Source organism: Micromonospora sp. FIMYZ51 (assembly GCF_038246755.1).
GTDB lineage: Bacteria > Actinomycetota > Actinomycetes > Mycobacteriales > Micromonosporaceae > Micromonospora.
In genome coordinates, this window is sequence record NZ_CP134706.1 from 4,508,390 (window position 1) to 4,535,360 (window position 26,971).

The 26,971-nt window shown below is 70.1% G+C and carries 29 protein-coding genes; 19 read left to right on the forward strand and 10 right to left on the reverse strand.

The window, feature by feature from the left end:
- The first annotated feature begins 24 nt into the window (after positions 1–24).
- Both QQG74_RS20320 and QQG74_RS20325 read left to right on the forward strand, forming a co-directional pair.
- Entirely contained in the window at positions 25–150 is a 126-nt protein-coding gene (locus tag QQG74_RS20320) for a hypothetical protein (protein ID WP_341716351.1), read from the forward strand.
- Positions 147–1,292 carry a helix-turn-helix transcriptional regulator gene (locus QQG74_RS20325; protein WP_341716352.1) on the forward strand — a complete coding sequence of 382 codons (1,146 nt, stop codon included), beginning with the start codon at positions 147–149 and terminating at the stop codon, positions 1,290–1,292. The genes QQG74_RS20320 and QQG74_RS20325 overlap by 4 nt, the downstream gene beginning before the upstream one ends.
- A 17-nt stretch (positions 1,293–1,309) precedes the next feature.
- On the opposite strand, the gene QQG74_RS20330 is transcribed toward QQG74_RS20325, so the two are convergent.
- Complete coding sequence (locus QQG74_RS20330; RefSeq protein WP_341716353.1) at positions 1,310–2,206, reverse strand: LysR family transcriptional regulator; 897 nt, start codon at positions 2,204–2,206, stop codon at positions 1,310–1,312.
- A gap of 82 nt (positions 2,207–2,288) precedes the next feature.
- Here QQG74_RS20330 and QQG74_RS20335 point away from each other — a divergent pair, with 82 nt between their 5' ends.
- Both QQG74_RS20335 and QQG74_RS20340 read left to right on the forward strand, forming a co-directional pair.
- Positions 2,289–3,305 (forward strand): EamA family transporter, encoded by a 1,017-nt coding sequence (locus QQG74_RS20335; RefSeq protein WP_341716354.1) that lies wholly within the window; start codon positions 2,289–2,291, stop codon positions 3,303–3,305.
- Positions 3,306–3,349: 44 nt separating this feature from the next.
- Positions 3,350–3,559, forward strand: a complete 210-nt coding sequence (locus QQG74_RS20340; RefSeq protein ID WP_341716355.1) for a hypothetical protein — start codon at positions 3,350–3,352, stop codon at positions 3,557–3,559.
- Here QQG74_RS20340 and QQG74_RS20345 read toward each other — a convergent pair.
- Positions 3,531–4,262, reverse strand: coding sequence for a DinB family protein (locus QQG74_RS20345; protein WP_341716356.1), 732 nt, complete (start codon positions 4,260–4,262; stop codon positions 3,531–3,533). The two genes, QQG74_RS20340 and QQG74_RS20345, sit on opposite strands and share 29 nt — an antisense overlap.
- 194 nt (positions 4,263–4,456) lie before the next feature.
- Here QQG74_RS20345 and QQG74_RS20350 point away from each other — a divergent pair, with 194 nt between their 5' ends.
- Entirely contained in the window at positions 4,457–4,885 is a 429-nt protein-coding gene (locus tag QQG74_RS20350; protein ID WP_341716357.1) for an SRPBCC family protein, read from the forward strand.
- Between the two features lie 80 nt (positions 4,886–4,965).
- Here QQG74_RS20350 and QQG74_RS20355 read toward each other — a convergent pair whose 3' ends face one another.
- Positions 4,966–6,180 (reverse strand): hypothetical protein, encoded by a 1,215-nt coding sequence (locus tag QQG74_RS20355; RefSeq protein ID WP_341716358.1) that lies wholly within the window; start codon positions 6,178–6,180, stop codon positions 4,966–4,968.
- 658 nt (positions 6,181–6,838) lie between these two features.
- On the opposite strand from QQG74_RS20355, the gene QQG74_RS20360 reads away from it, so the two are divergent.
- From QQG74_RS20360 to QQG74_RS20385, 6 genes are all read left to right on the forward strand, one after another.
- Positions 6,839–7,333 carry a hypothetical protein gene (locus tag QQG74_RS20360; RefSeq protein WP_341716359.1) on the forward strand — a complete coding sequence of 165 codons (495 nt, stop codon included), beginning with the start codon at positions 6,839–6,841 and terminating at the stop codon, positions 7,331–7,333.
- 264 nt (positions 7,334–7,597) lie between these two features.
- Positions 7,598–8,080, forward strand: coding sequence for a hypothetical protein (locus tag QQG74_RS20365; RefSeq protein ID WP_341716360.1), 483 nt, complete (start codon positions 7,598–7,600; stop codon positions 8,078–8,080).
- 8 nt (positions 8,081–8,088) lie between these two features.
- Complete coding sequence (locus QQG74_RS20370) at positions 8,089–9,297, forward strand: MAB_1171c family putative transporter (RefSeq protein ID WP_341716361.1); 1,209 nt, start codon at positions 8,089–8,091, stop codon at positions 9,295–9,297.
- Positions 9,298–9,318: 21 nt separating this feature from the next.
- On the forward strand, positions 9,319–10,542 hold the full coding sequence (locus tag QQG74_RS20375; RefSeq protein WP_341716362.1) for a family 1 glycosylhydrolase: 1,224 nt from the start codon (positions 9,319–9,321) through the stop codon (positions 10,540–10,542).
- A 45-nt stretch (positions 10,543–10,587) separates the two neighbouring features.
- Complete coding sequence (locus tag QQG74_RS20380; RefSeq protein ID WP_341716363.1) at positions 10,588–11,391, forward strand: SDR family oxidoreductase; 804 nt, start codon at positions 10,588–10,590, stop codon at positions 11,389–11,391.
- Positions 11,392–11,668: 277 nt separating this feature from the next.
- Positions 11,669–12,874, forward strand: coding sequence for a hypothetical protein (locus QQG74_RS20385; protein WP_341716364.1), 1,206 nt, complete (start codon positions 11,669–11,671; stop codon positions 12,872–12,874).
- A gap of 43 nt (positions 12,875–12,917) precedes the next feature.
- On the opposite strand, the gene QQG74_RS20390 is transcribed toward QQG74_RS20385, so the two are convergent.
- Positions 12,918–13,694, reverse strand: a complete 777-nt coding sequence (locus QQG74_RS20390) for a hypothetical protein (RefSeq protein ID WP_341716365.1) — start codon at positions 13,692–13,694, stop codon at positions 12,918–12,920.
- A 141-nt stretch (positions 13,695–13,835) separates the two neighbouring features.
- Between QQG74_RS20390 and QQG74_RS20395 the strand changes: the two genes are divergently transcribed.
- The 3 genes from QQG74_RS20395 (at position 13,836) to QQG74_RS20405 (ending at position 16,973) form a co-directional block, all read left to right on the forward strand.
- The gene (locus QQG74_RS20395; protein ID WP_341716366.1) at positions 13,836–14,054 is read left to right on the forward strand and encodes a hypothetical protein; all 219 of its coding nucleotides are present in this window, start codon (positions 13,836–13,838) and stop codon (positions 14,052–14,054) included.
- A 180-nt stretch (positions 14,055–14,234) separates the two neighbouring features.
- Entirely contained in the window at positions 14,235–15,632 is a 1,398-nt protein-coding gene (locus QQG74_RS20400; protein ID WP_341716367.1) for a DEAD/DEAH box helicase, read from the forward strand.
- A gap of 42 nt (positions 15,633–15,674) precedes the next feature.
- On the forward strand, positions 15,675–16,973 hold the full coding sequence (locus QQG74_RS20405) for an MFS transporter (protein WP_341716368.1): 1,299 nt from the start codon (positions 15,675–15,677) through the stop codon (positions 16,971–16,973).
- 36 nt (positions 16,974–17,009) lie between these two features.
- Here QQG74_RS20405 and QQG74_RS20410 read toward each other — a convergent pair whose 3' ends face one another.
- Entirely contained in the window at positions 17,010–17,849 is an 840-nt protein-coding gene (locus QQG74_RS20410; protein ID WP_341716369.1) for a helix-turn-helix domain-containing protein, read from the reverse strand.
- A gap of 80 nt (positions 17,850–17,929) precedes the next feature.
- The gene (locus QQG74_RS20415) at positions 17,930–18,370 is read right to left on the reverse strand and encodes a VOC family protein (protein WP_341716370.1); all 441 of its coding nucleotides are present in this window, start codon (positions 18,368–18,370) and stop codon (positions 17,930–17,932) included.
- A gap of 308 nt (positions 18,371–18,678) precedes the next feature.
- Between QQG74_RS20415 and QQG74_RS20420 the strand changes: the two genes are divergently transcribed.
- Positions 18,679–19,458: an SDR family oxidoreductase gene (locus tag QQG74_RS20420; RefSeq protein ID WP_341716371.1), complete on the forward strand. Its 780-nt coding sequence runs from the start codon at positions 18,679–18,681 to the stop codon at positions 19,456–19,458.
- 61 nt (positions 19,459–19,519) lie between these two features.
- On the opposite strand, the gene QQG74_RS20425 is transcribed toward QQG74_RS20420, so the two are convergent.
- Positions 19,520–20,659 (reverse strand): GDSL-type esterase/lipase family protein, encoded by a 1,140-nt coding sequence (locus QQG74_RS20425; RefSeq protein WP_341716372.1) that lies wholly within the window; start codon positions 20,657–20,659, stop codon positions 19,520–19,522.
- A gap of 175 nt (positions 20,660–20,834) precedes the next feature.
- On the opposite strand from QQG74_RS20425, the gene QQG74_RS20430 reads away from it, so the two are divergent.
- Complete coding sequence (locus QQG74_RS20430) at positions 20,835–21,434, forward strand: MOSC domain-containing protein (RefSeq protein ID WP_341716373.1); 600 nt, start codon at positions 20,835–20,837, stop codon at positions 21,432–21,434.
- A 93-nt stretch (positions 21,435–21,527) separates the two neighbouring features.
- Here the strand turns inward: QQG74_RS20430 and QQG74_RS20435 are convergent, their stop codons facing one another.
- The gene (locus QQG74_RS20435; RefSeq protein ID WP_341716374.1) at positions 21,528–22,034 is read right to left on the reverse strand and encodes a CGNR zinc finger domain-containing protein; all 507 of its coding nucleotides are present in this window, start codon (positions 22,032–22,034) and stop codon (positions 21,528–21,530) included.
- An 88-nt stretch (positions 22,035–22,122) separates the two neighbouring features.
- Here QQG74_RS20435 and QQG74_RS20440 point away from each other — a divergent pair, with 88 nt between their 5' ends.
- Entirely contained in the window at positions 22,123–22,989 is an 867-nt protein-coding gene (locus QQG74_RS20440; RefSeq protein ID WP_341716375.1) for an alpha/beta hydrolase, read from the forward strand.
- Positions 22,990–23,232: 243 nt separating this feature from the next.
- Here QQG74_RS20440 and QQG74_RS20445 read toward each other — a convergent pair whose 3' ends face one another.
- On the reverse strand, positions 23,233–23,946 hold the full coding sequence (locus tag QQG74_RS20445; protein ID WP_341716376.1) for a hypothetical protein: 714 nt from the start codon (positions 23,944–23,946) through the stop codon (positions 23,233–23,235).
- A gap of 212 nt (positions 23,947–24,158) precedes the next feature.
- On the opposite strand from QQG74_RS20445, the gene QQG74_RS20450 reads away from it, so the two are divergent.
- Positions 24,159–24,299: a hypothetical protein gene (locus QQG74_RS20450; protein ID WP_341716377.1), complete on the forward strand. Its 141-nt coding sequence runs from the start codon at positions 24,159–24,161 to the stop codon at positions 24,297–24,299.
- A gap of 93 nt (positions 24,300–24,392) precedes the next feature.
- Here the strand turns inward: QQG74_RS20450 and QQG74_RS20455 are convergent, their stop codons facing one another.
- The gene (locus tag QQG74_RS20455; RefSeq protein WP_341716378.1) at positions 24,393–25,037 is read right to left on the reverse strand and encodes an alpha/beta hydrolase; all 645 of its coding nucleotides are present in this window, start codon (positions 25,035–25,037) and stop codon (positions 24,393–24,395) included.
- 405 nt (positions 25,038–25,442) lie between these two features.
- On the opposite strand from QQG74_RS20455, the gene QQG74_RS20460 reads away from it, so the two are divergent.
- On the forward strand, positions 25,443–26,903 hold the full coding sequence (locus QQG74_RS20460; RefSeq protein ID WP_341716379.1) for an endo-1,4-beta-xylanase: 1,461 nt from the start codon (positions 25,443–25,445) through the stop codon (positions 26,901–26,903).
- Positions 26,904–26,971: the final 68 nt, after the last annotated feature.

A 26,971-nucleotide genomic window follows, 5' to 3' on the forward strand; every position in this document is an offset into this window, starting at 1 on the left:
CCGAAGGGATCTGAGGTGGTGGTGATGATGCTCAGTGGAGTGCTGCTGGGGTTCCTGGCCGGGTTGTTCGCGTTCAAGGTGAAGTCGCGGTGGTGTCCGCGCTGCGGAGAGGCCACCCACACCATGCCGCCGGCGCAGGGGGAACGATGAACCACCGGCGCGATCACAACTCCGTGCCCCTCGGCCGGCGGGTCGCCCAACTACGCGCCCGCCGGGGCATGAGCCAACAAGCCTTCGCCGACCGGCTCGGCAAATCCAAAAGCTGGGTCGACAAAATCGAACGCGGCGTACGCCGACTCGACCGCTACTCCGTCATCCGGGAAATAGCCGACGTGCTGCGCCTCGACCCCGAAATCCTCCTCGGCCCCCGCCAGCCACCCCCAACAGCACCCAGACTCGACGGCGTCGACGCCATCCGGGCCGCCCTGGCCCGCTACCACCACCAAGCGAACCGGACCGTCACGGCGGACCAGGCCCGCCGACAGGTCGCCCACGCCTGGATGAGCTACCAACACGCCCGCTACCCACAACTACTCAACGCCCTACCCGGCCTGCTCGACGCCACCCACGGCACCCGAAGCCTGCTCGTGGCCAGCTACCGGATCACCGCCCACGTCCTGATCAAACTCGACGAACCCCACCTCGCCCGGCTCGCCGCCGACCGCGCCATCACCACCGCCGCCAACAGCCCCACCCTCACCGCCACCGCCACCATCGCCGTCGCCCAAGCCCTGCGCGCCCTCGGCCACCACCATCTCGCGCTCACCGCCGCCCTCGCGGTGGCGGACGCGGTAGACGACCACGCCGTACGCGGCACCCTCTTCCTGCAAGCCGGACTCGCCGCCGCCGGCACCGGAGACCGCCGCAACACCCACGACCTGCTCGATTACGCCGCAGATCTCGCCGACCGACCCACCCACCACACCGACCCGCACCACACCGGATTCGGGCCCAGCGCCGTCCAGGTGGCCCGTATCCTCGCCGCCCACCGCCTCGGCGACATCGCCGAGGCCATCCACCGGCACGAACAAGCCATCCGACACCACGGCTGGCGACGCCTACCACCCGAACACCGCGCCGCCCACCTCATCGACGCCGCCCGGGCTTACCTCGACACCGGCGAACCCACCACAGCCGGACAAGCACTCCTGCACGCCGACCGCATCGCCCCCGCCGAGATCCGCCACCGACCCGCCGTCCGTACCCTCCTCGCCGAGATCACCCAACGCGGACCGGCAGCGGCCGACGTGACGCGACTGGCCACCATCGTCGGCCTGACCCGACAGCCCTGACCCGCCCGACTCGGCTGCTACTGCGGGTTCGTGTTCGCCGCCTCACGGAGGGCGGCGAGCGCGGTCTGCACCGCCGGGGTGTGCTCGACCGCATCGTGCACCACCATGTAGATCGACCGGATCGGCGTGGGGCGGAGCAGCCGGACGCAGGTCACGCCGTCGGGCAGCCGGGCCGCGCCGAGGGCGGGCAGCACCGTGAGCCCGATGCCGGCTGCGACGAAAGCCAGCGCGGTCGGGTAGTCGTGTGCCTCGACCTGGAAGACCGGGCTGAAACCCGCAGCGGTGCAGGCTTCGATGAGGTTGGTACGGCACCAGCCGCGAGCAAAATCGTTGTCGATCCAGCGTTCGTCGGCGAGGTCGGCAAGGTCCACCTCCTGCTGATCGGCGAAGCGGTGCCCGGCGGGCAGCACGGCGACGTAGGGGTCGTCGAGCAGATGGTGGGCGGTGAAGCCCGAGCCGGCGTCGAAACCGGTGGGTCCGACCATCACCTGGACGTCGGCACGCTCCTCGCGGCTGTCCGGGATGTGTTCCCGCAGTTCCAGGTCGAGTCGCACACCGGGCAGATCGGTGAGGATCCGTCGCACCACGAGCGGCATCCAGGCCGCACCGACCGAGGCGAAGTACGCGATGGACAGCGCGCCGGTGCGACCGGAACGCAGGTCCGCGACCAGTGCCTCGGCCTCGCCGAGGCGGGCGAGCACCCGGTCCGCCTCGGCGGCGAGGGCATGTCCGGCGGCGGTGGGCCGCAGGCCCCGACCCGCCCGGGAGAGCAGGGCGAGACCGGTTTCGCGCTGTAATGCCGCCAGGTGCTGGCTGACCGCCGAGGGGGTGTAGCCCAGGTTGGCGGCAGCTGCCTGGACAGAGCCGGACGCCACGACGGAACGGAAGACCCGGAGGCGGTGCACGTCGAGCATCCGACAACTATAAAGCTGCACTTAACTGTCGTAAAGAAATAGTCGCTGGCACTGAACAGTCGCCCCGGATGAGAATCACCCCATGACCTACCTGGAGACCGTTGCCGGGGGCCCCGCCCCCACCCGGGGCACCGCCAAGGAGGCCCGGACCCGCGCGCCTGCCCCACCCGCCGGGCCGCCCCGATCCTGGCCGATCGTGGCTGCCGCCGGCACCACGGTGCTGCTGTGGGCGTCGGCCTTCGTCGGCATCAGATTCGCCGGGCACGACTACTCCCCCGGCACCATGGCGCTGGGCCGCATGCTGGCGGCGTCCATCGGGCTGAGTGCGTTCGTGGCGGTCACCGCCGCCCTCCGGCGTCGCGGCGGGCGATCGCGGGCCGGCACGCCGGAGGCGGACGCGCCGGCCCGGCGGCCGGGCGCACCCCGGGGCCGCACGCTGGGGTTGATCGCGCTCTGGGGCGTGGCCTGGTTCGGCGGGTACAACGTGGCGCTCAACGCCGCCGAGCGGCTGATCGACGCCGGAACTGCCGCGTTGCTGGTCTCGGTCGCGCCGATCCTGGTCGCGGTGGCCGCGGTGCTCGTCCTCGGCGAGCGGCTCACCCGCCGACTCGGCGTCGGGGTGACGGTCGCCTTCGCGGGCGTGGCTTTGATCGCCGCCAGCGGCTTCACCGGGCAGGCCGACGAGATGGGCGTCGCGCTGGCGGTGCTCTCCGCCGTGCTGTACGCCTTCGGCGTACTCCTTCAGAAGCGCCTGCTGGCCCGCGTGGACGCGGCGACCATGACCTGGCTCGGCGCGCTGGCCGGCACCGTGGCCCTGCTGCCCTTCGCCCCGGCGCTCCTCGACGAACTGGCCACCGCACCGACGGCGGCCACCCTGGGCATGCTCTACCTGGGTGTGTTCCCGACCGCGATCGGTTTCCTCACCTGGGGTTACGTGCTGTCCCGCTGGACCGCCGGCCGGACCACCGCCGCGACCTACCTGGTGCCGCCGGTGACCGTCCTGCTGTCCTGGACGTTGCTGGGCGAGGTGCCGGCACTACTCGCCCTGCTCGGCGGCGCGCTCTGCCTGACCGGCGTGGTCCTCGCGACCCGCCGCTGACAGCCGTCCGGCCGAAACGGCGATCCGTCCACCACAATCGGCTGGTGAAGATCAGGGAAATCGAGCCCGGCGACGACGAGCGGCTGGCGCAAGCGCTGCTCTCGATACAGCATGCGGCGTACGCGGTGGAGGCGTCGATCATCGGCGACGACCGGATCCCGCCCCTGCATGAGACGCTCGACGGGCTGCGCGCCGCGCCGCTGCGTTGGCTCGGTGCGTTTCAGGTCAGGTCGGCGCCGAGCCCTGCGCGTTGAGGTCGCGCAGCGCGAAGCGGAGGTGCTCCCACTCCTCGTGCAGGACCACGTGGAGGCAGCGCACGACCGACACCTCCTGCTCAGGTGACCAGGGGTGGACACGGGGCTCAGCGAGTTGCTCCGGCGTCACGCTTGCCAGAAAGTCGCGCACCATGGCCTGCCGGTCGGCGCGCAGGTCGAGCACCTCAGTCAGACTCGGCTGCCGCGTCGCGAAGATCGACATGTCGAAGCCATCCGTCTCGTACTCGGCGTACGGCAGGCCGAGCGGATGGAAGGGCTGCGGCCGGCGCAGGATCGCCTTGCCGAGCCACACGTCGGTGGCGCACGCGAGGTGGCGCAGGGTCTGCGCGAACGACCACTCGCCGTCGACCGAGACATCGACGGCCTCCGGGTGCATGGCTGTGGCCTGGTCGATTGCCGCCGCCCAGGCCCGTTCCAGGGCCGCCCACGCCGACCGCAGGCCCGCCGGATCCGGTGCCTGTCGCAGCTCGCGCCCGGCGAACCGGCGGTTGAGCTCAGCCTCCACCAGCGGCGCGACGTCGACGCCGTTGACCAGAAGCGGGCCGTCGGTCAGCCACGGGGTGTCGATGTCCAGCCCGACCACATCGACGCCGCGCATCACCGCCCCGGTCAACGTGGAGTTGCTGAACCGCGCCCCGCGCAGGTCTCGGTCGACGAACGCGATGACCTCGCCCGACGCCACTGATGCCCCCTCCCGTCGACGGATCGCCGCGATGCTAGCGCCCGCCTCCGACAACGCTGCCACGCCGCTGACCACAACGCTGCCACGCCGCTGACCACAGCGGTGCCACCTGCTTACCGAGTTGGCGGTCCGGACGCCGGCCGTCGAGTGGGCCAGCGGCGCGGCCAGGAGCGGATCTGCGTACCATCCGGGACATGGCGATAACCGTCGACCGCCTCATCGAGGCGGATCGCGCCGCGCTGTGGCGGGTGATCAGCGACCTCGACCGCTGGGCGGAGTTCCTTCCCACGGTGGACGAGATCGAGCGACTCGACGGTCCCGGGCCGATCACGGTCGGCAGCAGTTTCCGGATTCGCCAGCCGGGTCTCATGGCGGCCACCTACCGGATCACCGAGTGGCATCCCGAGGCGGACTTCACCTGGGTGGCCCGAAGCCCCGGGGTCCGGACCACGGCCACGCACCGGTTGCGCCCGGCCGGCTCCGCCGTGTCGTTGCAGCTCGGCATCTCCTGGGCCGGTCCGGGCGCCGCACTGGTGCGACTGCTGTTCGGCCGACGGACCCGACGGTTCCTCGATCAGGAGGCCGCGGCCTTCGCCCGGCTGGCCGAGCACCGCGACAGCTAGCGCCTGTGTCAACAACAATCACCGCGCGCCTCGGCCGGCCGAGGCGCTGCCGCAGCTGGCCGGGTGATCGGTGGCAGGTGTCACGGCACGGCCTCGGTCAGGCGCGGCACGGGCACGGGGTCGATTCGCCGGTGCCGACCCGGCTCGGTGAGTCCGAGGAGGCGGTACATGCTGCGACGTAGCAGCGTGCCGGCCTGTCCCGGGTGGTCGGTCAGTGCGGCAAGCACCGCCTGCTTGTCGAGTGCGCGGGCTGCGCCGAGTTGAGGTACCAGCACCTGGTCCGGATCCAGGCGGGAGGCGGTGGCGGTGACCAGGTGTTGGGGCGACCCGGCGGCGGGCGCCGACCGCCGGCCGGGCAGCACCAGGATCGACCGACCGACGGCTGCCGCGTAGGCGGTGACCGAGCCGTGGTCACCGATGACGTGGTCGGCGGCGACGACCAGGGCGCGCCAGTCCTGGGTGGGGTCGGGCAGCAGTAGCCCCGCCTCGCAGCAGTGCCGCAGCCACGCTCTGATTTGGCGGTGTCCGTGCGCGGCCCAGACGGCCGGGTGCAACAGTGCGGCTATCCGGTAGCGGTCGGCCGGAAGCTGGGTCATCAGCATGGGCAGCAGGTCGGGCCGGTGTCCGAACAAACTGTCCGGGCCCCAGGTGGAGCTGACCAGGACAAGCTCCTGATGGTCCTCGACGGCCAGGCCGTGTCGGTAGTCGCGGCGCAGCGGGAGGCTGGCGACGAGGCGGTCCAGGCAGGGATCGCCGACGACGGTCGCGACTTCGAGGGCCTCCGGGCACTGGGTACGCAGCACCTCCAGTTCGTGGCCATGAGAGAGCGCGAGGGCGGTCGGCAGCACCCGGCCGCCATGGATCAACCGCTGCGGGTCGAGGCCGTAGACCGCAGGCTCGGCAAGTGCCGGGCCGCCGTACGGTCCCGGTCGCACCCGCTTGCTGCGGCCGGCGCCGTGCGCCATCACCAACAGGGGGGCGTGCACCTGGGGCAACCCTCCCCAGGAGGCGGCGACGCCGAGGTCGAATCGCTCCCGGACCGCCTGCTGCCAGGGCACCAGCAGCGCACCGAGCCGTTCCAGGTGGCGGTGCACCTGCTGGTTGAACACGTCCGGCGCCACGGTGAAGACCACCTGCACCCGGGAATCCCCCTCGACGTAATCGATCACGTCGAGCAGCCGGTGGCAGCTGGCGATCGTGTGTGCCACGGCGAGCACCGTTCGGCATCCCGCGCGGGTGACCCAGTTCTCGGCATCGATGCCAACCGGGGTGGACAACCATTCCAGTGACGTCATTTCTTCCCTCCCCTGTCGCGAAGCGGCGAGGAGGTCATCGTCGAAGGACAGACCTGCGATCACATTGCCAGCGACGCGGCAACCGGCTATCCCTCACACCAGACAGACTGCGGCACGACGTACCGGCATTTCACCAGGGGCACGCCGCTCTCTTGTCCGGGTTGGCATCCGAGTCGGCTTTTCTCGCTGCCGCTCCGGCAAATCCCACGGCCGGAGCGGCAGCGAACCCCCGTTACTGAACGACCTGGTGCTCGCGTCCGGGACGGGCCCGGACGCCCCCTGCCTGCACCGTCGTCCTTGGACACCGCAGAACCAGCTGCGGGCCGACCTCATCATAGGGCCCAGCCCGGACAGCCTGTCAACGTCCGTTTAAGGAGATCAGAAGTCGCTACACGAACGTTTATGCCCTACGCCCCGATCCGGCACCCCGCACACGCCCGTGAACGTGCAGTCAACGGCAGATTCCCGGTTCGGGCGGCGCGCCACCACTCCCGCTCAATCAAACAAACGTTTATCCTGCCTGCTGGACGCGCTACGACTGTTGCGCGGCCGGTCACGGGCCCAGCGCGGGGCGACGGTAGGGTGGCCTACGCGCAGGCGCAGGACGCGGCGCGCACGCACGGCTGTCTCGCGCCGACACGAGGCTGAGGAGTGGGTGATGGTCGAGGATGTCCGAGGGGAGGGCGGGCCGCCGTCCCTCGACACGCTCGCCGACAAGTTGAACTACCTGTTCGACAAGATCCGGCCGACGCGGGACGAGGTGGGCGCCGACGAGTTCGGCCGCGCCTACACGAACAAGGAGATCGCCGACAAGATCAACCGCAGGTCCGCGGCTTCCGGCGTCACGATCAGCGCCGCCTATGTGGGAGAGCTGCGGCGCGGCGTCGCCGACGACCCACGGACCTCACACGTCCGCGCTCTCGCTGCCGCCTTCCAGGTGGACCCGGCCTTCTTCGTCGACGACAAGGTGACCCAACGGGTCCAGGAACAGATCACGATGCTCACCCAGCTGCGGGAGATGAAGGTGCAACAGGTGGCGCTGCGTACCGTTCTCGCCGACACCGGGCTCTCCCCGGCGAGCGCCCTGGTGGTCGAGCAGATGGTCGCCCGGCTTCAGGAGGTCGAGCGGGGCCGGGAACAACCACCGTCCTGATCGCCTCAGCCACGCAAGACCCGTCGTCCGGCGCCTGCGGGCAACGACGACCCAGCCACCCTTCACGTTCCGCCTCGACACCACTGCTCACGGTCGTTAGGATCGCGCGGCACCACGACGACAACGGCAGCTGCGGCACGTCGAGGACCACCGTCCGAGTGTGACTCGGTCGATGCGACGCGGAGCAGCCCGAGCGCGCGGTCGAACGGGGAGGAGACGGGGAGCGTGCACGGCCGAGATCTGCACAGTTTCTGTGGCGAACAGGTGCGGCGCCTCGAGCGCGAAGTAGGCATACCGGACCCGTTCATCCTCAGCACGCTCCTCCAGCGCATCTCGACGTGGCGCGGTCGCCCCATCCACCTGCTGCCCTACGATCACGTGGCCGGCGCGATGTGCGGCCTGTGGCTGGCCCTGCCCGACGCGGACGTGATCGGTTACGCGCGCACCACCCCGTTGCTCGAGGAACACACGGTGCTGCACGAGTTGGGACACATGCTCTGCGATCACCGGGGCGGCGGCAGCCTCGGTGCCGACCTCGCCGCGCTGCTCGCACCGAATCTCGACCCGGCGCTGGTGACCCGGTTTCTGGGTCGCGGCTCGTACTCCGACCGGGACGAGCAGGAGGCCGAGCTGATCGCGACACTGATCATGAGGAAGGTGGCGGACAAGCGACCCCGCCCCGCCGCACCGGCCAGCCAGCAACTCGGCGCCGAACTGGACCGGCTGCTGTCCACCTTCGAGGGGTGAGCTGAGACGTGCAACGAGCCATCATGGTCACCGCCGGGTTGATCTCGCTGGTGGCCGCCCTGCTGAAGCTCCGGACGGTACGCCGGCAGCCGGACGCGCCCGCTCCGAAGGCCATGTGTCTCGGGCTGCTGGCCTTCGGCACGGCCTTCCTGGTCCTCGCACCGCCGCACACCGTGCTCATCAGCGAGTTCCTGCGCGTACCCAACAGCGGGCGTCTCCTGGGCAACCTGCTCACCCTCACCTCCGCCGGCGCCATCCAGGTCATGATGCTGCACCTGGTGCACCCGCCACCGGTGGCCCGGCAGCGGGTCCGGCGGCGACTGATCCTGCTCAGCCTGGTCGCGGTCACCATGACGGTGCTGCTGACCACCGCACGCACGGAGAACGTCACCAACTTCGTCGAGCGGTACGCGACCTCCACCCCGATCGCGATCTATCAGCTGCTCTACCTCAGCTGCCTGGCGGCGGCGGTGGTCGACCTGATCCACCTGTCCATCCGGTACTCACGACACGTGGCGCCGATGCTGCGTACCGGCCTGCGGATGGTCGCCACCGGCGGGGTCGTCTACGCCCTGCACACCGGCTACAAGATGGCACTTATCGTGTCGGCCTGGTCGGATCGGGAGCTGCCCGGTGACGAGTCGGCCATCTCCACGTTCCTGGCGGCGTTCGGCGGCATCCTGATCGCCCTCGGAACCACGCTTCCGATCTGGGGGCCACGCGCGCTGGTGCCGTGGCGGCTGCTGCGGCAGTACCGGTCCTACCGGCGGCTCACCCCACTGTGGCGGGCGCTGTCCGCAGCGGTGCCCGAGGTCAGGCTGACGCAGCCGGACGCCGCCACCGACTCCTCATCCTGGACGATGGACCTCCGCCTCTACCGGCGCGTGATCGAGATCCGCGACGCCCAACTGCTGCTCCAGCCGTACAGCGACCCGCAGGCCGTCGACGCCGCCCAGGAGGACGCCCGGCGCAGCGGCCTACACGGCGAACAGGCCCAGGCACACGTCGACGCCGTCGCGCTGGTGACCGGGTTGCAGCGGTGGCGCTCCGACGGCACCGGCGCGGCACCGGTGGTGCTGCCGCAGCGCAACGTCGGTGACGCCAGCCTGACCACGGAAAGTCGGTACCTCGAACAGGTCGCTGCCGCCTTCTCCCGCGTCGCGGCACGCCGCGCGCCGCAGCAGCGCGGCCCGCGACAATCCGGACACACCCGCTGACCACACCACGGAGGAACCACAATGGCCGACCACGTGCCAGCACCATCCCGGGTCGACCGGCCGATCCGATGGTGGGGCACCGCCAGTTCGGCGGTGCAGGCCGAGGGCGCGTACGCCGCAGACAACTGGTACGCCTGGGAGCAGGCGGGACACGCCCCGAAGTCGGCGAACGGCAACGGCTTCGCCGAGCGCTACCGCGACGACCTGGAACTGCTCGCCGGCTGGGGCTTCACCGACCACCGGTTGTCGATCAACTGGGCGCGGGTGCTGCCCGAGCCGGACCGGGTCGACCGGGCCGCCGTCGACCACTACCGGGAGGTGCTCTCCGCCGGGCGGGCCGCCGGCCTGCGGATGTGGGTCACCCTGCTGCACACCGTGCTCCCCCAGTGGATGGCCGAGCAGGGCGGGTTCCTCGGTCCCGAGGCCGGCGAACACTGGCGACGGTGGGTGCATCGGGCGGCCGACGAGTTCGGTGACCTGGTCGACGGCTGGATGCCGGTGAACAATCCCACGAGCTTCGCGCAGAAGGCGTACCTCACCGGCACCTTCCCACCCGGGATGCGCTCGCTGCCGGAGTTCCTCCAGGCGCTCATGGCCGTGCACCACGCCGACTTCGAAGCGGCGTCGTACCTGCGCGGGTCGGGTCGTCCGGTCTGCTCCAACGCATCGCTTACCCACCTGCTGCCCGCCGACGACACCCCGGAGGCGGCGGCCGCCGTCGCGCAGTGGGACGCGGTGGTCTGGGACTCCTGGTTGACCCTGGCCCGCAGCGACGAGTACGCCGACGCCTTCGACCACTACGGCTTCTCCTACTACGCGGCGACCGCCGTCGACGGCAGCGGCCAGTCCCGGCCGTACCCGTTCGAGGCGTCCCCCGGGCCGCTGGGCTACGTGCCCTGGGCCGATGGTCTCGCCGAGGTGCTGTCGCGGTTGGCGCGCGAGCTTCCCGGGCGGTCGTTCGTGGTGGCCGAACTCGGCTACGGCGGCGACGACGACGCGGCACGCGTCGACTACCTGAGCCGCGCACTGCGGCACGTCGACGAGGCTCGGGCCCGTGGTGTCGACGTCGACGGCGTCTTCTTCTGGACCGGCATCGACAACTACGAGTGGCTTGCCGGCGACGGCGTGCCGTTCGGCCTCTTCGACCGGGAGCGTCGCCCCCGGCCCAGCGCCGAACTGGTGCGCCGGATGGCGCCGGGTGCCCAGCGCCGGCCCGACGGTGGCGTCGGCCCCGCCGGAGACTGAGATCCGGGCAGTCCGCGCCGTACGCCGGTTGGTAGCGTGTCGCTCATGTCGGTGGCACTGGTGACCGGAGCTACCGCGGGCATCGGCGCCGCCTTCGCCCGCCGCCTGGCCCGCGACGGCACGGATCTGGTCCTGCTGGCCCGCGACCGCGACCGGCTGGCGTCGGCCGCCGACGAGCTGCGGCAGGCCCATGGCGTCAAGGTCGAGACCGTCGTCGCCGACCTGTCCACCGAGGCGGGGCTGTCGGTGGCGGAGCAACGCGCGGCCGAGGGCATCGACCTGCTCGTCAACAACGCCGGCTTCGGCCATCAGGGCTGGTTCCTCGACGCGCCACTCGACGTCGAGTTGACCACCATGCGGGTGCACTGCGAGGCGGTGCTGCGGCTGACCTACGCCGCGCTGCCCCACATGCTGCGCCACGGCACCGGCGGCGTGATAAACGTGGCCTCCATCGCGGCGTTCGTGGCGCGGGGCACGTACGGGGCGTCGAAGGCGTGGGTGGTCAGCTTCAGCGAGAGCGTCGCGGCGGAGATCGTGGGCAGCGGCGTGCAGGTCACCGCCGTCTGCCCCGGCTGGGTCCGGACCGAGTTCCACCGCCGCGCCGACCTCGATGTCAACGACGTACCGCGCTACCTCTGGTTGGAGCCGGAGGCCGTGGTCGACGCCGCGCTGCGCGACTTCTCCCGGGGCGTCCGGGTGAGCATTCCGACCACCAGGTACAAGGTCATCGTCGGGCTCAACCGAGCGGTGCCCCGCCGACTCGCCGCGGCGATCTCCGCGCGGGTCGGCTCGCGGCGGACGGGGCGCCGTGCTGCCGCCCCGACGGGCCGCGAGCACGGCCCTGGTTGAGGTCCAGGCGACCAGCCCTACGAGGAGACGTCGTCCCGGCGTGTCGGGACGGTTCGCCCGGCACGCCGGACGATCCGCCGTTGACGGGTGCCGACCCTCGCGTCATAGTGCGTTGATTCGGTGCTGGGCCGCCTCACCCTGGAGGTCAGCCGTGCGGGCTGAGGACGTTGCGCAACCATCGATGCGCAGACCGACCAGAGGCGGGAAAGCTGGGTCGGGACTCAGTGGAGAGGCGCCACGTCAGGCGGCTGCCTACCGCCCCGTGCCGGCGGCACTCGTGAACCTGCAACGGCAGGTCGGAAACCGGGCGGTCACGGCATTGCTGAGCGGCAGCCGCACCCGCACACCACCGGTGTGGCGCCTGCCCACCACCGCCGTGGGCGCCGAGGTCACGACCGCGCTGCGGGTCGAGGACAGGCCAGTCACGACCTCCGGCCCGGAGGTGATCGCCGCCGATCCGCCCCTCGTGCAGCGTCACGTGGGTCTCGCGAAGAAGAAGACCGCCAAGGCGTACGCGACGTCGACGGCGAAGGCGTTCCGCCACCCCGGGGTGAGCCCGAAGTCGTTCGACGACGTGCTCAAGGCCCAGCAGCTGGCGCTCGACGAAGCCCTACAGAAGCATCAGATTCCCCCCACCACCCTCGTCGCCGTACAACAGGGCGCAAACGGCGTACGAGCGGGCTTCGTGCGTAAGGATTGGCGGATCGAGGTGAACCAGGACGCCTTTCCGGAACCCATCGATGCGACGAAGGTCAAGAAACTGGCGGCCACCGTCTACCACGAGGCGCGCCACGCCGAGCAGTGGTTCAACATGATCCGTCACGTGGTCCTCAGGTTGCGCGACGAGAAGGGGTTCCAGGGCGACGACCCGGCATCGGTGCAGAAGGAGATCGCCGCACCGCTTCCGATCATCAGCAGAGCCATCGACAGTCTGAGCGACAGCAACTGGATGCGTTCCACCGGCACCGCCAAGCCCATCCGCAAGGCGGAGCTGAGGTGGGCCGGGGACCTCTTCGACGCGACCATCGAGACGGCGAACACGGCCTTCAAAGGTCATCCCAGGCTCGCCCTGAAAGCCGCCGAGCAGGCACCCGTACACCTGGCGCAGGTGTACACGGAGCTGTTGCGCCAGAAGGAACGGCTGGGCGAGGTCAGGTCGCGCGGCGAGGTGCCCGCCGAACCGTTGGACACCAACCACTGGCCCGCGTCGGCAGAGCAGGCCGTAGATGACCTCTGGCAGCTCCTGGCCAAGGCGCTGGAAGCAAGCCCGTCGGGAACCCCCGGAGGCCCTCTGCACGCCACAATCAAAGAGGCCAACGACAACTACCTGAGGAGCTACGGGGATCTGCTCGCCCGACGCCTGGACGCCACCGAGAAAGAACATGCGCAGGCCTACGAGAAATATCGCAACCTGCCGATCGAGGCCGACGCCTTCGTTACCCAGGGTCGAGTGGAGAAGTTCCTCGACAAGGAGCTGAAATGACGGCGGCCCCGTCCGGTGCTCAGGCTCTCGGTGCTACCGCCGGTCAGCAGCCGAGGCGCGTGCTGGAGAGCGCGATGTCGTCGATCCAGAGGTCGAACGCCCCAGGCGTGGTGCCGCCCTGGTAGAGCTGCCAGCCGATCTTCACGGTGTTCACCGTCGGCAGGATGAAGGGCACGTCGTTGCCGCCGTGCTGGTGGGTGGAGGCGGTCAGCTCCGGGTTCGCCACCCCGTCGATCCAGACCGTGACGCGGTTGTCCGTCGGGTCGAGTTTCCACTCGAAGCACTGCCAGGTGTCCTCGACGACCGGGGCGGACTCCCGCCAGTTGGTCCAGTCGCCGGTGGGCCCGCCGTCCGCGCCCACGCCCCAGAAGATGCCGGGGACCGTGGGCGCGTACTGGCCGCCGATCGGGCGGACGATCTCCGAACTGCCGCTGCCGGTCGCCTCCACGAGGGTGAAGTGCGCCCAGTCGGGGGCGGTCGGGAAGGCGTCCACGCGCAGCCGCATCCGGCCGTAGAACCGGTTGCCCGGTGCGGCGAAGTCGTCGACCCGTAAGAAGGCGCGCCCGTTGTCGACGGTGTGAATGTGCAACACCTGGTTGCCCCGGTGGGCCCGTTCCACGGTGAGCGTGCCGTTGCGCGTGTCGACGCCCCAGTTCAGGCTGCTCGGGCCGCCGCGCGGCAGTCGCTCGAAGTCTTCGCAGAAGAGCATGTGGCGGGTGCAGGAGCCACGCTGGGCGGCACTTGCCGCGTCGGACGGGACGCTGCCGGCCGTGCCGCCGAGGATCAGTGCGGCGGTCACGGCGGCGAGGACGTTGCGCATGGTTCTCCTTCGATGGATAAGACCCCCACGGCGTGGAAGCGTTCCCATATATAGCAGAAGTTAAATGTCTCTGCGTGCGCATCGACGGTTCACAAGATCGCCAAGGTTTCCCTCGCGGACCTCGTGTTATACGGTCGGGGGGTGAAGACTGAGCGCCACTGGTGGAATGGCAACCGCACCGCACGAGGGCGTCGCGACGTGTACATCCGCACTGACGGAGAGTCGTGGGAGGTGGAGGCGCGAGCCGGCGGCGACACCGGCCGCTCGAAGATCCACTCGTGCCCCGGCCGCCAGTCGGCAGAGATCCTGGCCCAGGCCTGGATGGGCGGGCAGAGCCGGTGGCAGATCGAGACGCCCTGATCGGCCGACACCGATTCGCGTCCCCCGCCATTTCGGCTGGCAGCGAGATCCGGCAGCGCTTCGAGTAGACTGACGGCACGGCCCGCCCGACACGGCGGCCGGGTTCGATGTCCCACGCCACGCGCCGCGGCCAGCACGGTCAGCGCCGGGCGGGACGTCCCTTCGACGTTCGGAGCCTTCATGGCGGCACGCCGCCCACGCCAGATCACCTCGCCAAACACCCTCACCTTCGCCGACCTCGGCGTGCCCGACGCGCTGACCGGCGTGCTGGCCGCGACCGGGGTACACCGGCCGTTCCCGATCCAGGCCGCGACCCTGCCCGACGCGCTCGCCGGGCGGGACGTGCTCGGCCGGGGCCGCACCGGTTCGGGCAAGACCTATGCCTTCGTACTGGCGGTGCTCACCCGCCTGGCCGCCACCGCCACGCCACGGCGGGCCGGACGCCCCCGGGCGCTGATCCTCGCACCCACCCGTGAACTTGCCACCCAGATCGACAGCGTGATGGCGCCGCTGGCGCAGGCGCTGTCGCTGCGCACGATGACCATCTTCGGTGGCGTCGCCGCCCGGCCCCAGGTCACCGGGCTGCGCGCCGGGGTCGACGTGCTGGTGGCCTGCCCGGGCCGGCTCGCCGATCATGTCGACTCCGGCCACGCGATGCTGGACGCCGTCGAGATCACCGTGCTCGACGAGGCCGACCACATGGCCGACCTCGGCTTCCTGCCCACCGTACGGCGGCTGTTGGCGCAGACCCCGCGCGATGGGCAGCGGCTGCTCTTCTCCGCCACCCTGGACGCGGGCGTCGATGTCCTGGTGCGGCGGTTCCTCACCGACCCGGTCGTGCACAGCGTCGACTCGACGCTGTCGCCGGTCTCCGCGATGGCACACCACGTGCTGCACGTCAACGCCGACGACCGATTCGCCGTACTTGTCGAGCTGACCGCCGCACCGGGCCGGACCGTGGTGTTCACGCGCACCAAGCGGGGCGCGAAAACCCTCGCCCGCCGGTTGGTCGCCGCCGGGGTGACCGCCGTCGAGCTGCACGGCAACCTGGCTCAGGGCGCACGCACCAGGAACCTGCGGGCCTTCTCCGACGGGGAGGCGCACACGCTTGTCGCCACCGACATCGCCGCGCGCGGCATCCACGTCGACGACGTGGCCCTGGTCGTGCACGCCGACCCGCCTGTGGAACACAAGGCCTACCTGCACCGTTCGGGCCGTACCGCCCGGGCCGGCGCGGCCGGGACCGTCGTCACGCTGATGACCGACGGTCAGGTGCCCGAGGTACGGGAACTGACCCGCAAGGCGGGCATCACGGCGACCACGACCCGGCTGCGCCCGGGAGACGCGCTGCTGCGCGAACTCGCTCCCGGGGAACGGACGCTGGTCCCCCAACCCATCCCCCAGCCGGCCCCCCGGTCCGCCGCCGTACGGCACGAGGCGCAGCCCGCCTCCGGCGGGCGGAGCCGACGCGGCAGCAAGCCGGCGTCGAGCACCGCCACCCGATCCGCACCGGCGCGATCCGGTGCAGCGGCCTTCTCCACCCGGGCCCGGCCAGGCAGCCGCCGAGGTGGTCGCTGACCGGCACCTGACGGAGCCTGACAGCGACACGGAGGGCAACCGATGCGCGGCCCTGCGCAACCGCCGGAGCCGGTGACCGTAGCTGCACCACGGGCGATCGGGGCGTTGATCGCGCTCTCCGTCTCGGCGTTCTGCTACGTCGCGATAGAGACGCTGCCGATCGGCATCCTCCCGCTCATCGCCACCGACCTGAACGTGTCGCTGTCGCACACCGGCCTGCTCGTCACCGGCTACGCGGCCACCGTCGCGATCGTCTCGGTCCCGCTTACCTACCTCACCCAGCGGATACCGCGTCGCCGCCTGCTGACCGTCCTGCTGGGTGTGCTTGTCGTCGCCACGGTGGTCTCGGCCGCTGCCCGCGACTACCAGCTGCTCTTCTCGGCACGCGTGGTCGTCGCGCTCACCCAGGCGTTGTTCTGGGCCATCGTGGCGCCCGTCGCGGCGGGCATGTTTCCGCTCCGGGTACGCGCAAAGGTCACCGCGGTCGTCTTCGCCGGAGGCTCCCTCGGCCCGATGCTCGGCGTGCCGGCCGGCACCTGGCTCGGACAGCACCTTGGTTGGCGGGCGGCGTTCCTGGCGCTAGCCGCGCTGGCGCTCGCCGCGTTCGGGGCCATCGTGACGTTGCTGCCTGCGATCTCGGATACCAGCACCCACTCGTTCACCGGCACCAACCCGAACGCCCGCCGCTACGCGACGGTCGTGATCGCCACCGCGCTGTCGGTGGGCGGGCTGTTCACGGCGTTCACCTACACGGCCGTGTTCCTGACCGACGTCACCGGGTTTCCCCCGGCGGCGGTCGGCCTTCTCCTGCTGGTCCGCGGGCTCACGGACCTCGCCGGCATCACCGTCGGCGGAATCGCGAGCGACCGCAACCAGCGCGTGACGATGGTGGTCTCGGTTCTGCTGCTCGTGCTCGCGCTGGTCGGGATGTTCCTCCTGGCCGAGTCGACGCTTGCGGTGGGGGTGCTACTGGCCCTGTCGGGGTTCGCCATGGGCTCGCTCACACCGGCTATGCAGAACCGGGTCCTCGAGGTGGCTCCGGGACGTTCCGACCTGGCGGCGGCCGGCAACGCCGCCGCCTTCAACGTCGGCATCGCCGGAGGTGCCCTGCTCGGTGCCGCCCTGCTGCCCGAGTTCGGGGTACGCAGCACGGCGCTGGCCGGCGGTCTGCTGGCCGTCGCGGCGCTCGTCGTGCTGCTGGCGGAACCGCCGGATGCCACGCCAAGGCGGCTGCCGCGCCAACGCGCGGACGGGTCGAGACGACCCGGTCCGGGCGGTCACCGCCGGCCCGAGGGCACCCTGACGTCCGATCCCGCCCCAGCCGAGCGTCAAGGTGACTGATCCGACCGTCGGTGCCGACACCGGCACCCGTCGTCGTCACCGTCGAGTGCCGTCAGGACCGGACACCGCACCGGACGTGCCCGCCAGCGGGTTGCCCTGTGGAAAGAATGCGCGCAGCTCGGTGGGCGTCAGGCCGGACATGGCGCGGATCTCCCGGGTGAAGTGCGGCTGGTCGGCGTACCCGCAGTCGACCGCCGTCCGCAGCAGGCCAGCGGATCGGGTGAGCATGTGCACGGCGCGCTGAAAGCGGGCGATCCGCACGACAGTTCCGGGCGACAGACCGATCTGTCGCTGGAAGCGAAGTTCGAGGCTGCGGCGGCCGATGCCGAGTTCGCCGGCCACCGTGCTGATCGGCAGCCGACTCGCGGATCGCTGAAGGCGCCACCAGGCCCGCATCGTCAGCCCGTCCGGCCGCCTGTCGACGGCGAGCCGAGCGGTCAGGTACGCATCCAGCACCCCGAACCACGCCTGCCGGTCCGGTGCCTCCCGAAGCCGCTCGACCAACTCCACCTCCCGGTGGCCGAGGAGGTCCGCCAGCCGCAGGGTGCTGCCGGTCAACTCCGCCATCGGTACGCCGAGCAGCGCGATCGCTCCGGCCGGTGTCAAGCCGACGCAGACGCCGTCTCCCCAGGCGGTCTGCTCGCAGACGAGAGGGCTGCTCCGGGGCCCGGTCACCACCCTGCTCGGCCCGGCGAAGTCGACGATCATCGTCACCAGGTTCATCGGCAGGACCCGGTGCCGCACGGCCGCTCCCGAGCCCGAACGGAATCCCCCGTAACCGGCGACGTACGGCCGCAGTCGCGGATGCGGGAGGCCGGCGATCGTCTCGCAGGGCTCGGAACGGATCCGCACCGGTACGGAGTGCACCTGGCTCACGGCAACCATCATGCCCGCGCACGGGTGACCCGGTCAGCACCGCGAGTGCTCGGCCCGGCTCCCAGCGGCCCCCGCAGACGTCAGCTGAGCTGTTCGGCAAGTCCGACGATGATGCCCTCCGGGCCCCGGACGTAGCAGAGCCGATAGAGGTCCTCGTACTGCGCCAGCTCACCGACGAGTTCGGCACCGTGGGTACGCAGGCGGGCCACGACGGCATCGAGGTCGTCGACGGCGAACATGATGCGCCGAATGCCCAGCGTGTTGGCCGGTGCCTCGTTCGGTTCGGTGCTGATCGCCTTCGGCGTGTGGAACATCGCCAGCTCGATGCGGCCGTGGCCGTCCGGGGTCCGCAGCATCGCAATGTCCTGTCGCACGCCGTCGATCCCGATGACCCGTTCAACCCAGCGTCCCTCGATTGGCGTCCGACCCTCCAACTCCATGCCGAGTTCGACGAAGAACGCGATCATCGCGTCAAGATCGTCAACGACGATGAGGACGTTGTCCATCCGATGGATCGTCATGCCGGATCTCCCTGGGCTCGGGCAGCCACGGTGGGTGGCCGCTGCACTGCTGGGACGGAGCTGGCGGGGCGTTCTCGACAGAGCGTGCGCCGTCTGCCGCGGAAACCTCCGCCGGCTGCGCCCGCAGCGCACGCCGGTGTCCGCTTCCGCCCGGCGGGGCCGTCCGGCGCAGTGAACGTCCCATCGTGGCCCACCTGAGCAGATCAACTCCCCTGAACGCGCGGGCCCCCCGGTCGGACCCGTTCGGTTAGGGCGGCGGCGATCGGGTACGCGCGGCCGGTGGCGAGAGCGACGGAGGGAGCATGCTGATGACCGGACGACTGGCAGGAAGGACTGCCCTGATCACCGGCTCCGACTCGGGCATCGGGCAGGCCACCGCGATCGAGTTCGGTCGGGAGGGCGCCGACGTGGTGGTGCACTACCTGCACGACCACGCGGGTGCCAACCACACGAAGGCCGAGATCGAGGCCGCTGGCCGGCGGGCTGTCGTGGTGCAGGGCGACATCAGCGTCGAGCACCAGGTGGAGGCGATGTTCGACGAGGCCCTCGCGGAGTTCGACCGGCTGGACATCCTGATGAACGACGCGGGCGTGGACGCCTCCGGCATTCCGGTGGCCGACCTGGACACCGCCACCTGGGACCGGGCCATCCGCACCAACCTGTACGGGATGTTCTTCTGCTGCCGACGGTTCATCCAGCACCGCCGCGACCAGGGCGGACATGGAAAGATCATCAACATCACCTCGGTACATCAGGAGGTGGCCCGGGCCGGCGGCTCCGACTACGACGCCAGCAAGGGGGGCATGCTGGAGTTGGCCAAGAGCATCGCCCTGGAGGTCGCCCCGATGCACATGAACGTCAACAACATCGGCCCCGGCATGGTGCTCACCCCGTTCAACCAGCGAGCGATCGACGACCCGAAGTACCTCGAAGAGCAGGTGCAGTCCATCCCGTGGAAGCGGGCCGCGCAGCCGGCAGAGATCGCCAAGCTCGCCGTCTTCCTGGCCAGCGACGACGCCGACTACGTCACCGGCTCGACGTACTTCATGGACGGCGGGCTGATGCAGAACCAGGGCCAGGGCGCGTAGCCGCCACCGGCCGGCGACGGGACCGCGTCATCGGCCGCCACCGGCCAGTGCCGGGACCGCGTCATCGGGCGAACGGGCCGGTGCCGGCGAAGGCGTACTCGGCGAATCGGGTACCGATCCGCTGGTGTGCCTCGGGGCTCGGATGCAGGCCATCGGGTAGCGGGAGTTCGGCGGCGTCGGCTGAGCCGTACAACGAGGTGCCGTCCAGATAGTGCAGGTTCTTGTCGGCCGTCCGACGCTCGGCCAGGGAGCGCAACTCGCGCCGGACGACCTGGAGGGTCAGGCGGCCCAGCGCGACGTCCCCGGGCGTTCCGGTCGCCACGAAACGCACCTGGTCGGAGCCGATCGAGACCGGGTCGATCGCACCCGGGCCGGGGGTGTCCTCGTGGATTCCGCAGAACAGCGGCGAGATCAACACCAGTGGGACTTCCGGATGACCGTCGCGGATCGTGTCGAGGAAGCCGTGGACGGCGGGGACGAAGGTACGCAGCCGCATCCCGTCGAGGTTCACGACGTTGATACCGAGCTTGACGCTTATGTAATCGGCTGGCGCGTCGCGGATCACGCGGGCCAGGAACGGATCGACGAACGAGCTGCCGCCCAGCCCGAGATTGCGCAGCTCGACGCCGGCACGACGGGCGGCGACGGCCGGCCAGATCTCGCTGGGCGCCAGCGCGTTCGAGCCCTGACTGATCGAGCTGCCGTGATGCACCCACAACGGCAGCCTGGCGTCGTCCGGCTCGATCGGGGCGTCGGCACGCAGCTCGATCAGGTCGACGGTCTCGTTGTGCGGCAACCAGACCTCGATCCGGTGACGGCCGGCGGGTAGACCAGCGACCCTGGTCGTGTGCGCCGCCCCGGGATGGAAGGCGGTCTGGCCGCTGGCCAGGTCCACCTCGAACCGGTCGCCGCCGTCGAGTTCATCGCGGACGATGAGCTGGCCGGCTGCGTACACGTCGAGGCGCCCGCGTGGTCGCTCGGCGCCCAGGTAGGCGATCCGGGTCGGGTGGGTCACCAGTTCGACCTCGCTCGCCGCCGTCTGGAACACGAGGCGTACGCCGGAGGACTGACTCTCCATCGCAAGCAGCTGTCCGTCCGGGAACTGCTCCCGTACCCAGGCAGGCAGCCGGTGCGGCCGGATGCCGCGCTGGGTGACCTCGACCTCGGCGGCACCACGGAGCAGTTCGGGCCGGACGGGCATCAGCGATTCCTCTCGGTCGGTCAGCAGCGGAAGATCGAGCGCAGGCGGCCGAAGCGAGCACCCACCGCATCCTGATACCTGCGACGCAGCCCGGCAAACCGAAAACGCCTCATCCTGATCTCGTGCTGCGAGAACTGTTTGGACGCCACGTACGTGCATGGCGCACAGTCGGACCATGGAGAATTCCAGCACGGTACGGCATCGCTCGATGGACGAGATCATGGAAGGGCTGCCTCTCGTACGGCGGTCCCCGCCCGGGATCGGCACCCTGGAGCTGGCCGTACGCCGGCCGGCCGTCGACGCCCGCGAGGTGTTGTCCCGAGCCGAACTGGACCCTGCCACCGGGCTGCTCGGCGACAGCTGGAGTCAACGACCCAGCAACCGTACGAGCGACCGGTCACCACACCCCGACATGCAGCTGAACGTCATCAACTCCCGGTTCATCGAGCTGATCGCCGGTCCCGATCGGGACGCCTGGGCGCTTGCCGGCGATCAGCTCTACGTCGACCTCGACCTGAGCGTCGACGCCTTGCCGGCCGGTACCCGCCTGGCGATCGGCGAGCGGGCCGTCATCGAGGTGACCGAACAGCCACACAATGGTTGTGCCAAGTTCGCCGCCCGGTTCGGACGCGACGCCCACAAGATCGTCTGGACCGAGGAAGGCCAGCGACTACGGCTGCGCGGCCTCAACGCCCGAGTGCTGGTCGGCGCGACAATCGAGGTGGGCGACACCATCCGGCAGCTTCCCGCAGCCGACGGGGCTTCCGAGACGTGACGACTGTGCTGGCACCCTGGCCGCAACGTGGCTGCCGCTCGTGCGTCCGGCCGTCGAGGGCCTTACCGTCTCGGGCGCCGGCTACCACCCCGGTCAGGGTTGCGTGCGGGCCCTGCGGTAGTGCCGACGGGCTTTGAGGCGGTTGCCGCAGGTCGCCATCGAGCACCAGCGGGCGGTGTTCGCCCGGCTGCGGTCGACCAGGAAGCGGCGACACTCGTCGTTCGCGCAGGGCCGCAGCCGGTCGGGGGCGGTCTCGCGCAGGCCGGCCCAGGCGATGACCGCCCGCACCACGCACTGCTGATCTGGCGGAGCCGTCAACGACCAGTCGAGTCGCGTGGCCGTCAGGTGGGGGATCTGCACCGCGTCCGCCAGGAGCGGCGCGAGTGAGTCGGCCGTCAGCTCAGCGCGGGCGACGCCCTGCAAGAGGGGTCGAGCGGAGCGCACCGCTTCCCACTCCTCGCGGGTGCCGGTGCCGCCGAACTCTCGCAGGGTCGAGCAGGCCGAGGTGGGATCGGCAAGCAGGTCGCGCGGCTCACCGTCGACCACCGGGGTGCTGTTGAGGATGAACAGCAGGAGATCTTCGTCGGTCGAGACCGCCACCACGCCCCCTAACCATCAAAAGCAGTTTGACAGGTTAGAAGTCTACCAGTAGCTTCCTAACCATCTAAGAAAGTCATGGAGGTTAGGCATGCGTGTGTTCCACCGGTACGCCACCGTCGAGAGGCAACGGCTCTTCTACCGGGAGGCAGGACCATCCGACGCCCCCGCCGTCGTCCTGCTGCACGGCTACCCCACCAGCTCGTTCATGTTCCGCGACCTCATCCCGCGCCTGGCCGACCGCTACCACGTGATCGCGCCCGACCATCTCGGCTTCGGCCAGTCCGACCACCCCACGGTCGACGAGTTCGCCTACAGCTTCGACTCGCTCGCCCGACTCACCGCCGGGCTGCTCGACCAACTCGGCCTGAACCGGTACGCCATCTACGTCCAGGACTACGGCGCGCCGATCGGCTGGCGACTCGCCCTCCAACCGCACTCCCCCGTCACCGCCGTCATCACCCAGAACGGCAACGGCTACGAGGCCGGCTTCGTCCCCGACTTCTGGGCGCCGGTCTGGGCGTACGCGGAAAACCCGAACGCCCAGCACGAGGCGGCCATGCGCACCGCCCTCGGACTCGATGCGATCGTCTGGCAGTACACCCACGGCGTACCGGACCCCGACGTGATCAGTCCCGACACCTGGACCCTGGATCACGCACTGCTCCACCGACCCGGCAACGACGAGGTGCAGCTACGTCTGTTCCGCGACTACCCGACGAACCGGGCGCTCTACCCCCAACTCCAGAAGCACCTGCAAACCAACCGGGTACCCGTGCTGGCCGTATGGGGCCGCAACGACCAGATCTTCGCACCGGCCGGAGCGACCGCCTTCGGCGAAGACCTGCCGCACGCCGAGGTCCATCTCCTCGACGGCGGACACTTCCTGCTGGAAAGCCACCTGGACGACGTCGCCGACCTGATGCTGGACTTCCTCGGCCAGCGGCCGGTCAGCTGACGCTGGCGTTCAGCACGGGACAGCAGACCGAGCCCGGCCGGGCAGCGTAAATCGCTCGCGGACGGATCCGCCCGCGCGGCCAAGCAGCATCCCCGTAACCGGCGCCGGTAGGCACCTGCATCCGAGCAAGCGTGCCTCCCGGGCCGGCCCGGGGCGCCGGCAAGACCAGCCAGGCGCTCCAGGACCGTTCGGCCTACCGCACAGGTTTAGTAGCACGACCGGGATCCGGCGGGCGGTCGTCGCTCAGGACAGCAGGGCCGGCCTCAGCTCCGCACCGAGATTGAGCCCGCCGACCACCCGGTCACCGGCCGGGTCGAACACGTCCATTGTGTTGTTGCGGCGCATCAGTTCCCGCACCGGCTGTGGCAGCGGCGGCGGATCCGACAGCGCCGCGTTGATCTGCCGGGCCGCCGAGATCAGCCGCAGGGCCAACTCGGCGCCATCGGTGTCCGGCCGCACCCGGCCGTACTCCCAACCGGCGGTGGTGAGGTCGAACAGCTCGAAGACGGCGGCCAGGACCGGGGTGGGGTCAGTGGTCTTCACGACCCGGGACGCACGGTCGCCGATGACCGTGACCGCCGCAGCCACCTGCACGTACGGATGCAGGCCGCCCGGCGGGTCGAACAGCGGCCAGCGCAGCGCCGCCCCGGCTTCCCGCCACAACGAGCGATAGTTGCGACGATCGACCGCAAGCCGGTAACCGGTACGCCGGTACACGTCGGCAGCCTGGGACTGAAGATCTGTGTGGGCTCCGTCGGCGACCTCGCGCACGATCCAGGTCGCTACGAGGAGACCATCCTCATCGTCCAGCAGTCGCGTGATCGCCTCGATCTGATCGCGGGGGCGGACCTGCACACGGATGCCGAAGCGGTGCCGGACCTCCTGTAGCAGCGCCTCCTGTCGGCCCGGATCGTGCTCGACCCGTCGCCCACCCAGCACACGCTGGAGCCACCCCATACCGCCTCGTCTCCGCAGCCACCCTCAGGACGCGGCAATGTTAGCCTGCCGCGCCCGATGCTTCGCGTTGTCGCCTGAGGGGTGTTTCGATCTGGGCCCATCGGGCGCCACCGGCCTGCGTGGAGCGTGCGCCCGGCTGTGACGACCCGGTGAGGTGACACCTTCGGACCACACCCAGATCGGCCGGGCGTGCGGTCCGTCCCACGGACTGAATGGGCATCACCCACTTCGTGCTCTCCGACACGCCCGACCTGCGGGAGATCAGGCGTCAGGGCGACCAACTGCTGCCGCTGCTGCGGTGCGGCGCGGACGTCGGGCAGCGTCCGGCAGCCGCCGGTGACCCTGGTCGGTGACGGGCGGGACGCGCCCGCCGGCCCAGCGGTCGTCGCCCGCCCCCTGCGGATCCGACCGCTGGTGCCGCCCTGCGGATCAGACCGTTGGTGCGGTCAGTGCCGCAGGTAAGCGGTCAGCTGCTCGGCGAGTTGCCTCGGGTGGCTGAGGGTCACCGCATGGCAGCCGTCGATCTCGTCCGGAACGACGCCGAGCCGGTCGGCGGCCACCCGGCGCTGGAACTCCGCCGGGAAGAACCGGTCGTCCCGGGCGATGAGCACCTTCGTCGGCACCGCCGGCCACGCCGCAAGCGGCCATGGCTCGTTCCACTCCGCACTTACCTGCTGCCGGACGTGCGCCGCAGCCTCGGCGACGACCTCGGCCGGGACGCCGTCGAAGAACTGCTCCTGCTCGGTGAGCCCCTCCGTGCCTCGGTAACCGGTGTTGTCCCACCACTCCGAGGGCCGCTCGCCGGGCTTCGGGACCATCGGAGTGAGCAGGACGATCAGCCGCACCGGCAGGCGGTCGGCAATCAGCGGCGCGGTGAACGCCCCGTATGACTGGCCGACGACCACAAGGTCGCTCCGGTCGCCGATCGCCTTGACCACCGTCTCGCGGAACTCGGCGAAACCCGCCGTGTCGTCCCCGATCGGCAACTCCGGTACCACCACCTCATGGCCCCGGCCGGCCAGCTCAGGGGCCAGCAGATGCCAGTCCCAGGCGCTGCCGCCACCGCCATGGATCAGAACGAAGGTCGCCATGCCCCGAAGCCTGGCACAGGGCTACGACAGTCGGCTGTGACTCGACCGCCACGGGGACCTCACCATCGACCCGGCGCTCCACAGAAGCCGCACTCTGGAATGTTTCGGTACCGGTGACCTCGATGATGGGCGCGATCGGGTGTCGTTCTCCTGCCTGAGTGAGACGGCACGGTCGCGCCCTTCTCCTAACTGCATAAACATGCATTCGTCGGTTTCCCAACCCCATGATAGTTTCCGGAACATTTCCGGAAGTTGTTGACCGTGCGGCGAACTGGTATTGATACTGACCCCCTAAGACATGCAGGTACGTCGATTTGTGGCGTCAGGCATCGAGGAGGTCCCGTGAACAGCGGCCTGAGACGGCGCAGGAAAGTTGCTCGAATAGCCTTGCCGACGGCGGTGTTGATGCTGCTGGGCAGCGCTGTGACGGTCCAGTCCATCGGTCCGGCCGCCGCGGCCGAGACCACGCTGCGGGCCGCAGCCGCCAAGGCCGGGCTGTTCTTCGGGGTCGCAGCCTCACCCAACCGGCTCTACTCGATCGTCGGTCAGGAGTTCAACCAACTGACGCCCGAGAACGACATGAAGCCGGACAGGATCGCCACCTCCAGCGGTGGGCTACAGAACACCAGCGGCGCGGACACCCTGGTCAACCACGCCCAGAGCAACAACATGCTGGTCCGTGGCCACACGTTGGTGTGGCACTCGCAGGCCGGCGCGTTGCAGGGTGCCAGCCAGGCGACGCTTAACAACTTCATCGGTAACGCGATCAACCGCTGGGGCAGCCGGATCGCCTACTGGGACGTCGTCAACGAGGCGCTGGAGGACAACAACACCGGCCGGCGTCGCAACCAGTGGCCGCACACCATGAACCGGGACGCCAACGGCGACGGTGACTTCTTCGATGCCGGCGACACCGACGTCATCCGGGACTCGTTCATCCGGGCCAAGCAGGTCGTGCAGGCCGGCGGACTGACCACCAAGCTCTGCATCAACGACTACGACGTCGAGGGCCTGACGGTCCAGGGTGGCGCCCCGAACCGTAAGGCCAACGCGCTGTACGACATCGTCCGTAACTACCGGCAGTACATCGACTGTGTCGGGTTCCAGGCGCACTTCAACGACAACCCGAACAGCATCATCACAAACGATTTGCAGGCAAACATCCAGCGCTTCGCCGACCTCGGTGTCGAGGTGCACATCAGCGAGTTGGACATCGACGACGACCTGAGCAACAACGACATCGGCACGGGCCAGGCGGAGAACTACCGCAAGGTCGTTCGGGCCTGCCTGAACGTCGAGAAGTGCACAGGCATCACCGTCTGGGGCATCTCCGACAGCGAGTCGTGGCGCTCCTCGGAGCGGGGCCTGCTGTTCACCGGCGGCAACGGAAGCTACCAGAAGAAGGCCGCCTACCACGCGGTGCTCGACGAGCTGAACAAGGGTCGGAACTCCACCCCACCGCCGACCACCCCGCCGGTCGACCCGACCACGCCACCGCCGACCACCCCACCGGTGGACCCGACCACCCCGCCGCCGACCACACCGCCGGTCGACCCGACCACGCCACCGCCGACCGCGGGATGCTCGGCGACGGTCTCGTTGAACTCCTGGACCGGCGGCTTCGTCGCCACCGTGCGGGTCACCGCCGGCTCCGCGCCGATCAGGGGATGGAGCGTCCGACTCACCCTGCCGTCGGGGGCCTCCGTGACCAACACCTGGAACGCCAACCCAAGCGGCACCAGCGGCACCGTGCAGTTCAGCAACGTCAGCTACAACGGCTCGGTGAACGCGGGCCAGACCACCGAGTTCGGTTTCCAGGGCGTTGGGACGGCAAACGGCCTGACCCCGGTGTGCACCGCCACCTGAGCCCCACTGTCCTGGACGGGCGGCCTGCGCCCGTCCAGGACAGGCAAGAAATCAACTGTTTGAATTGT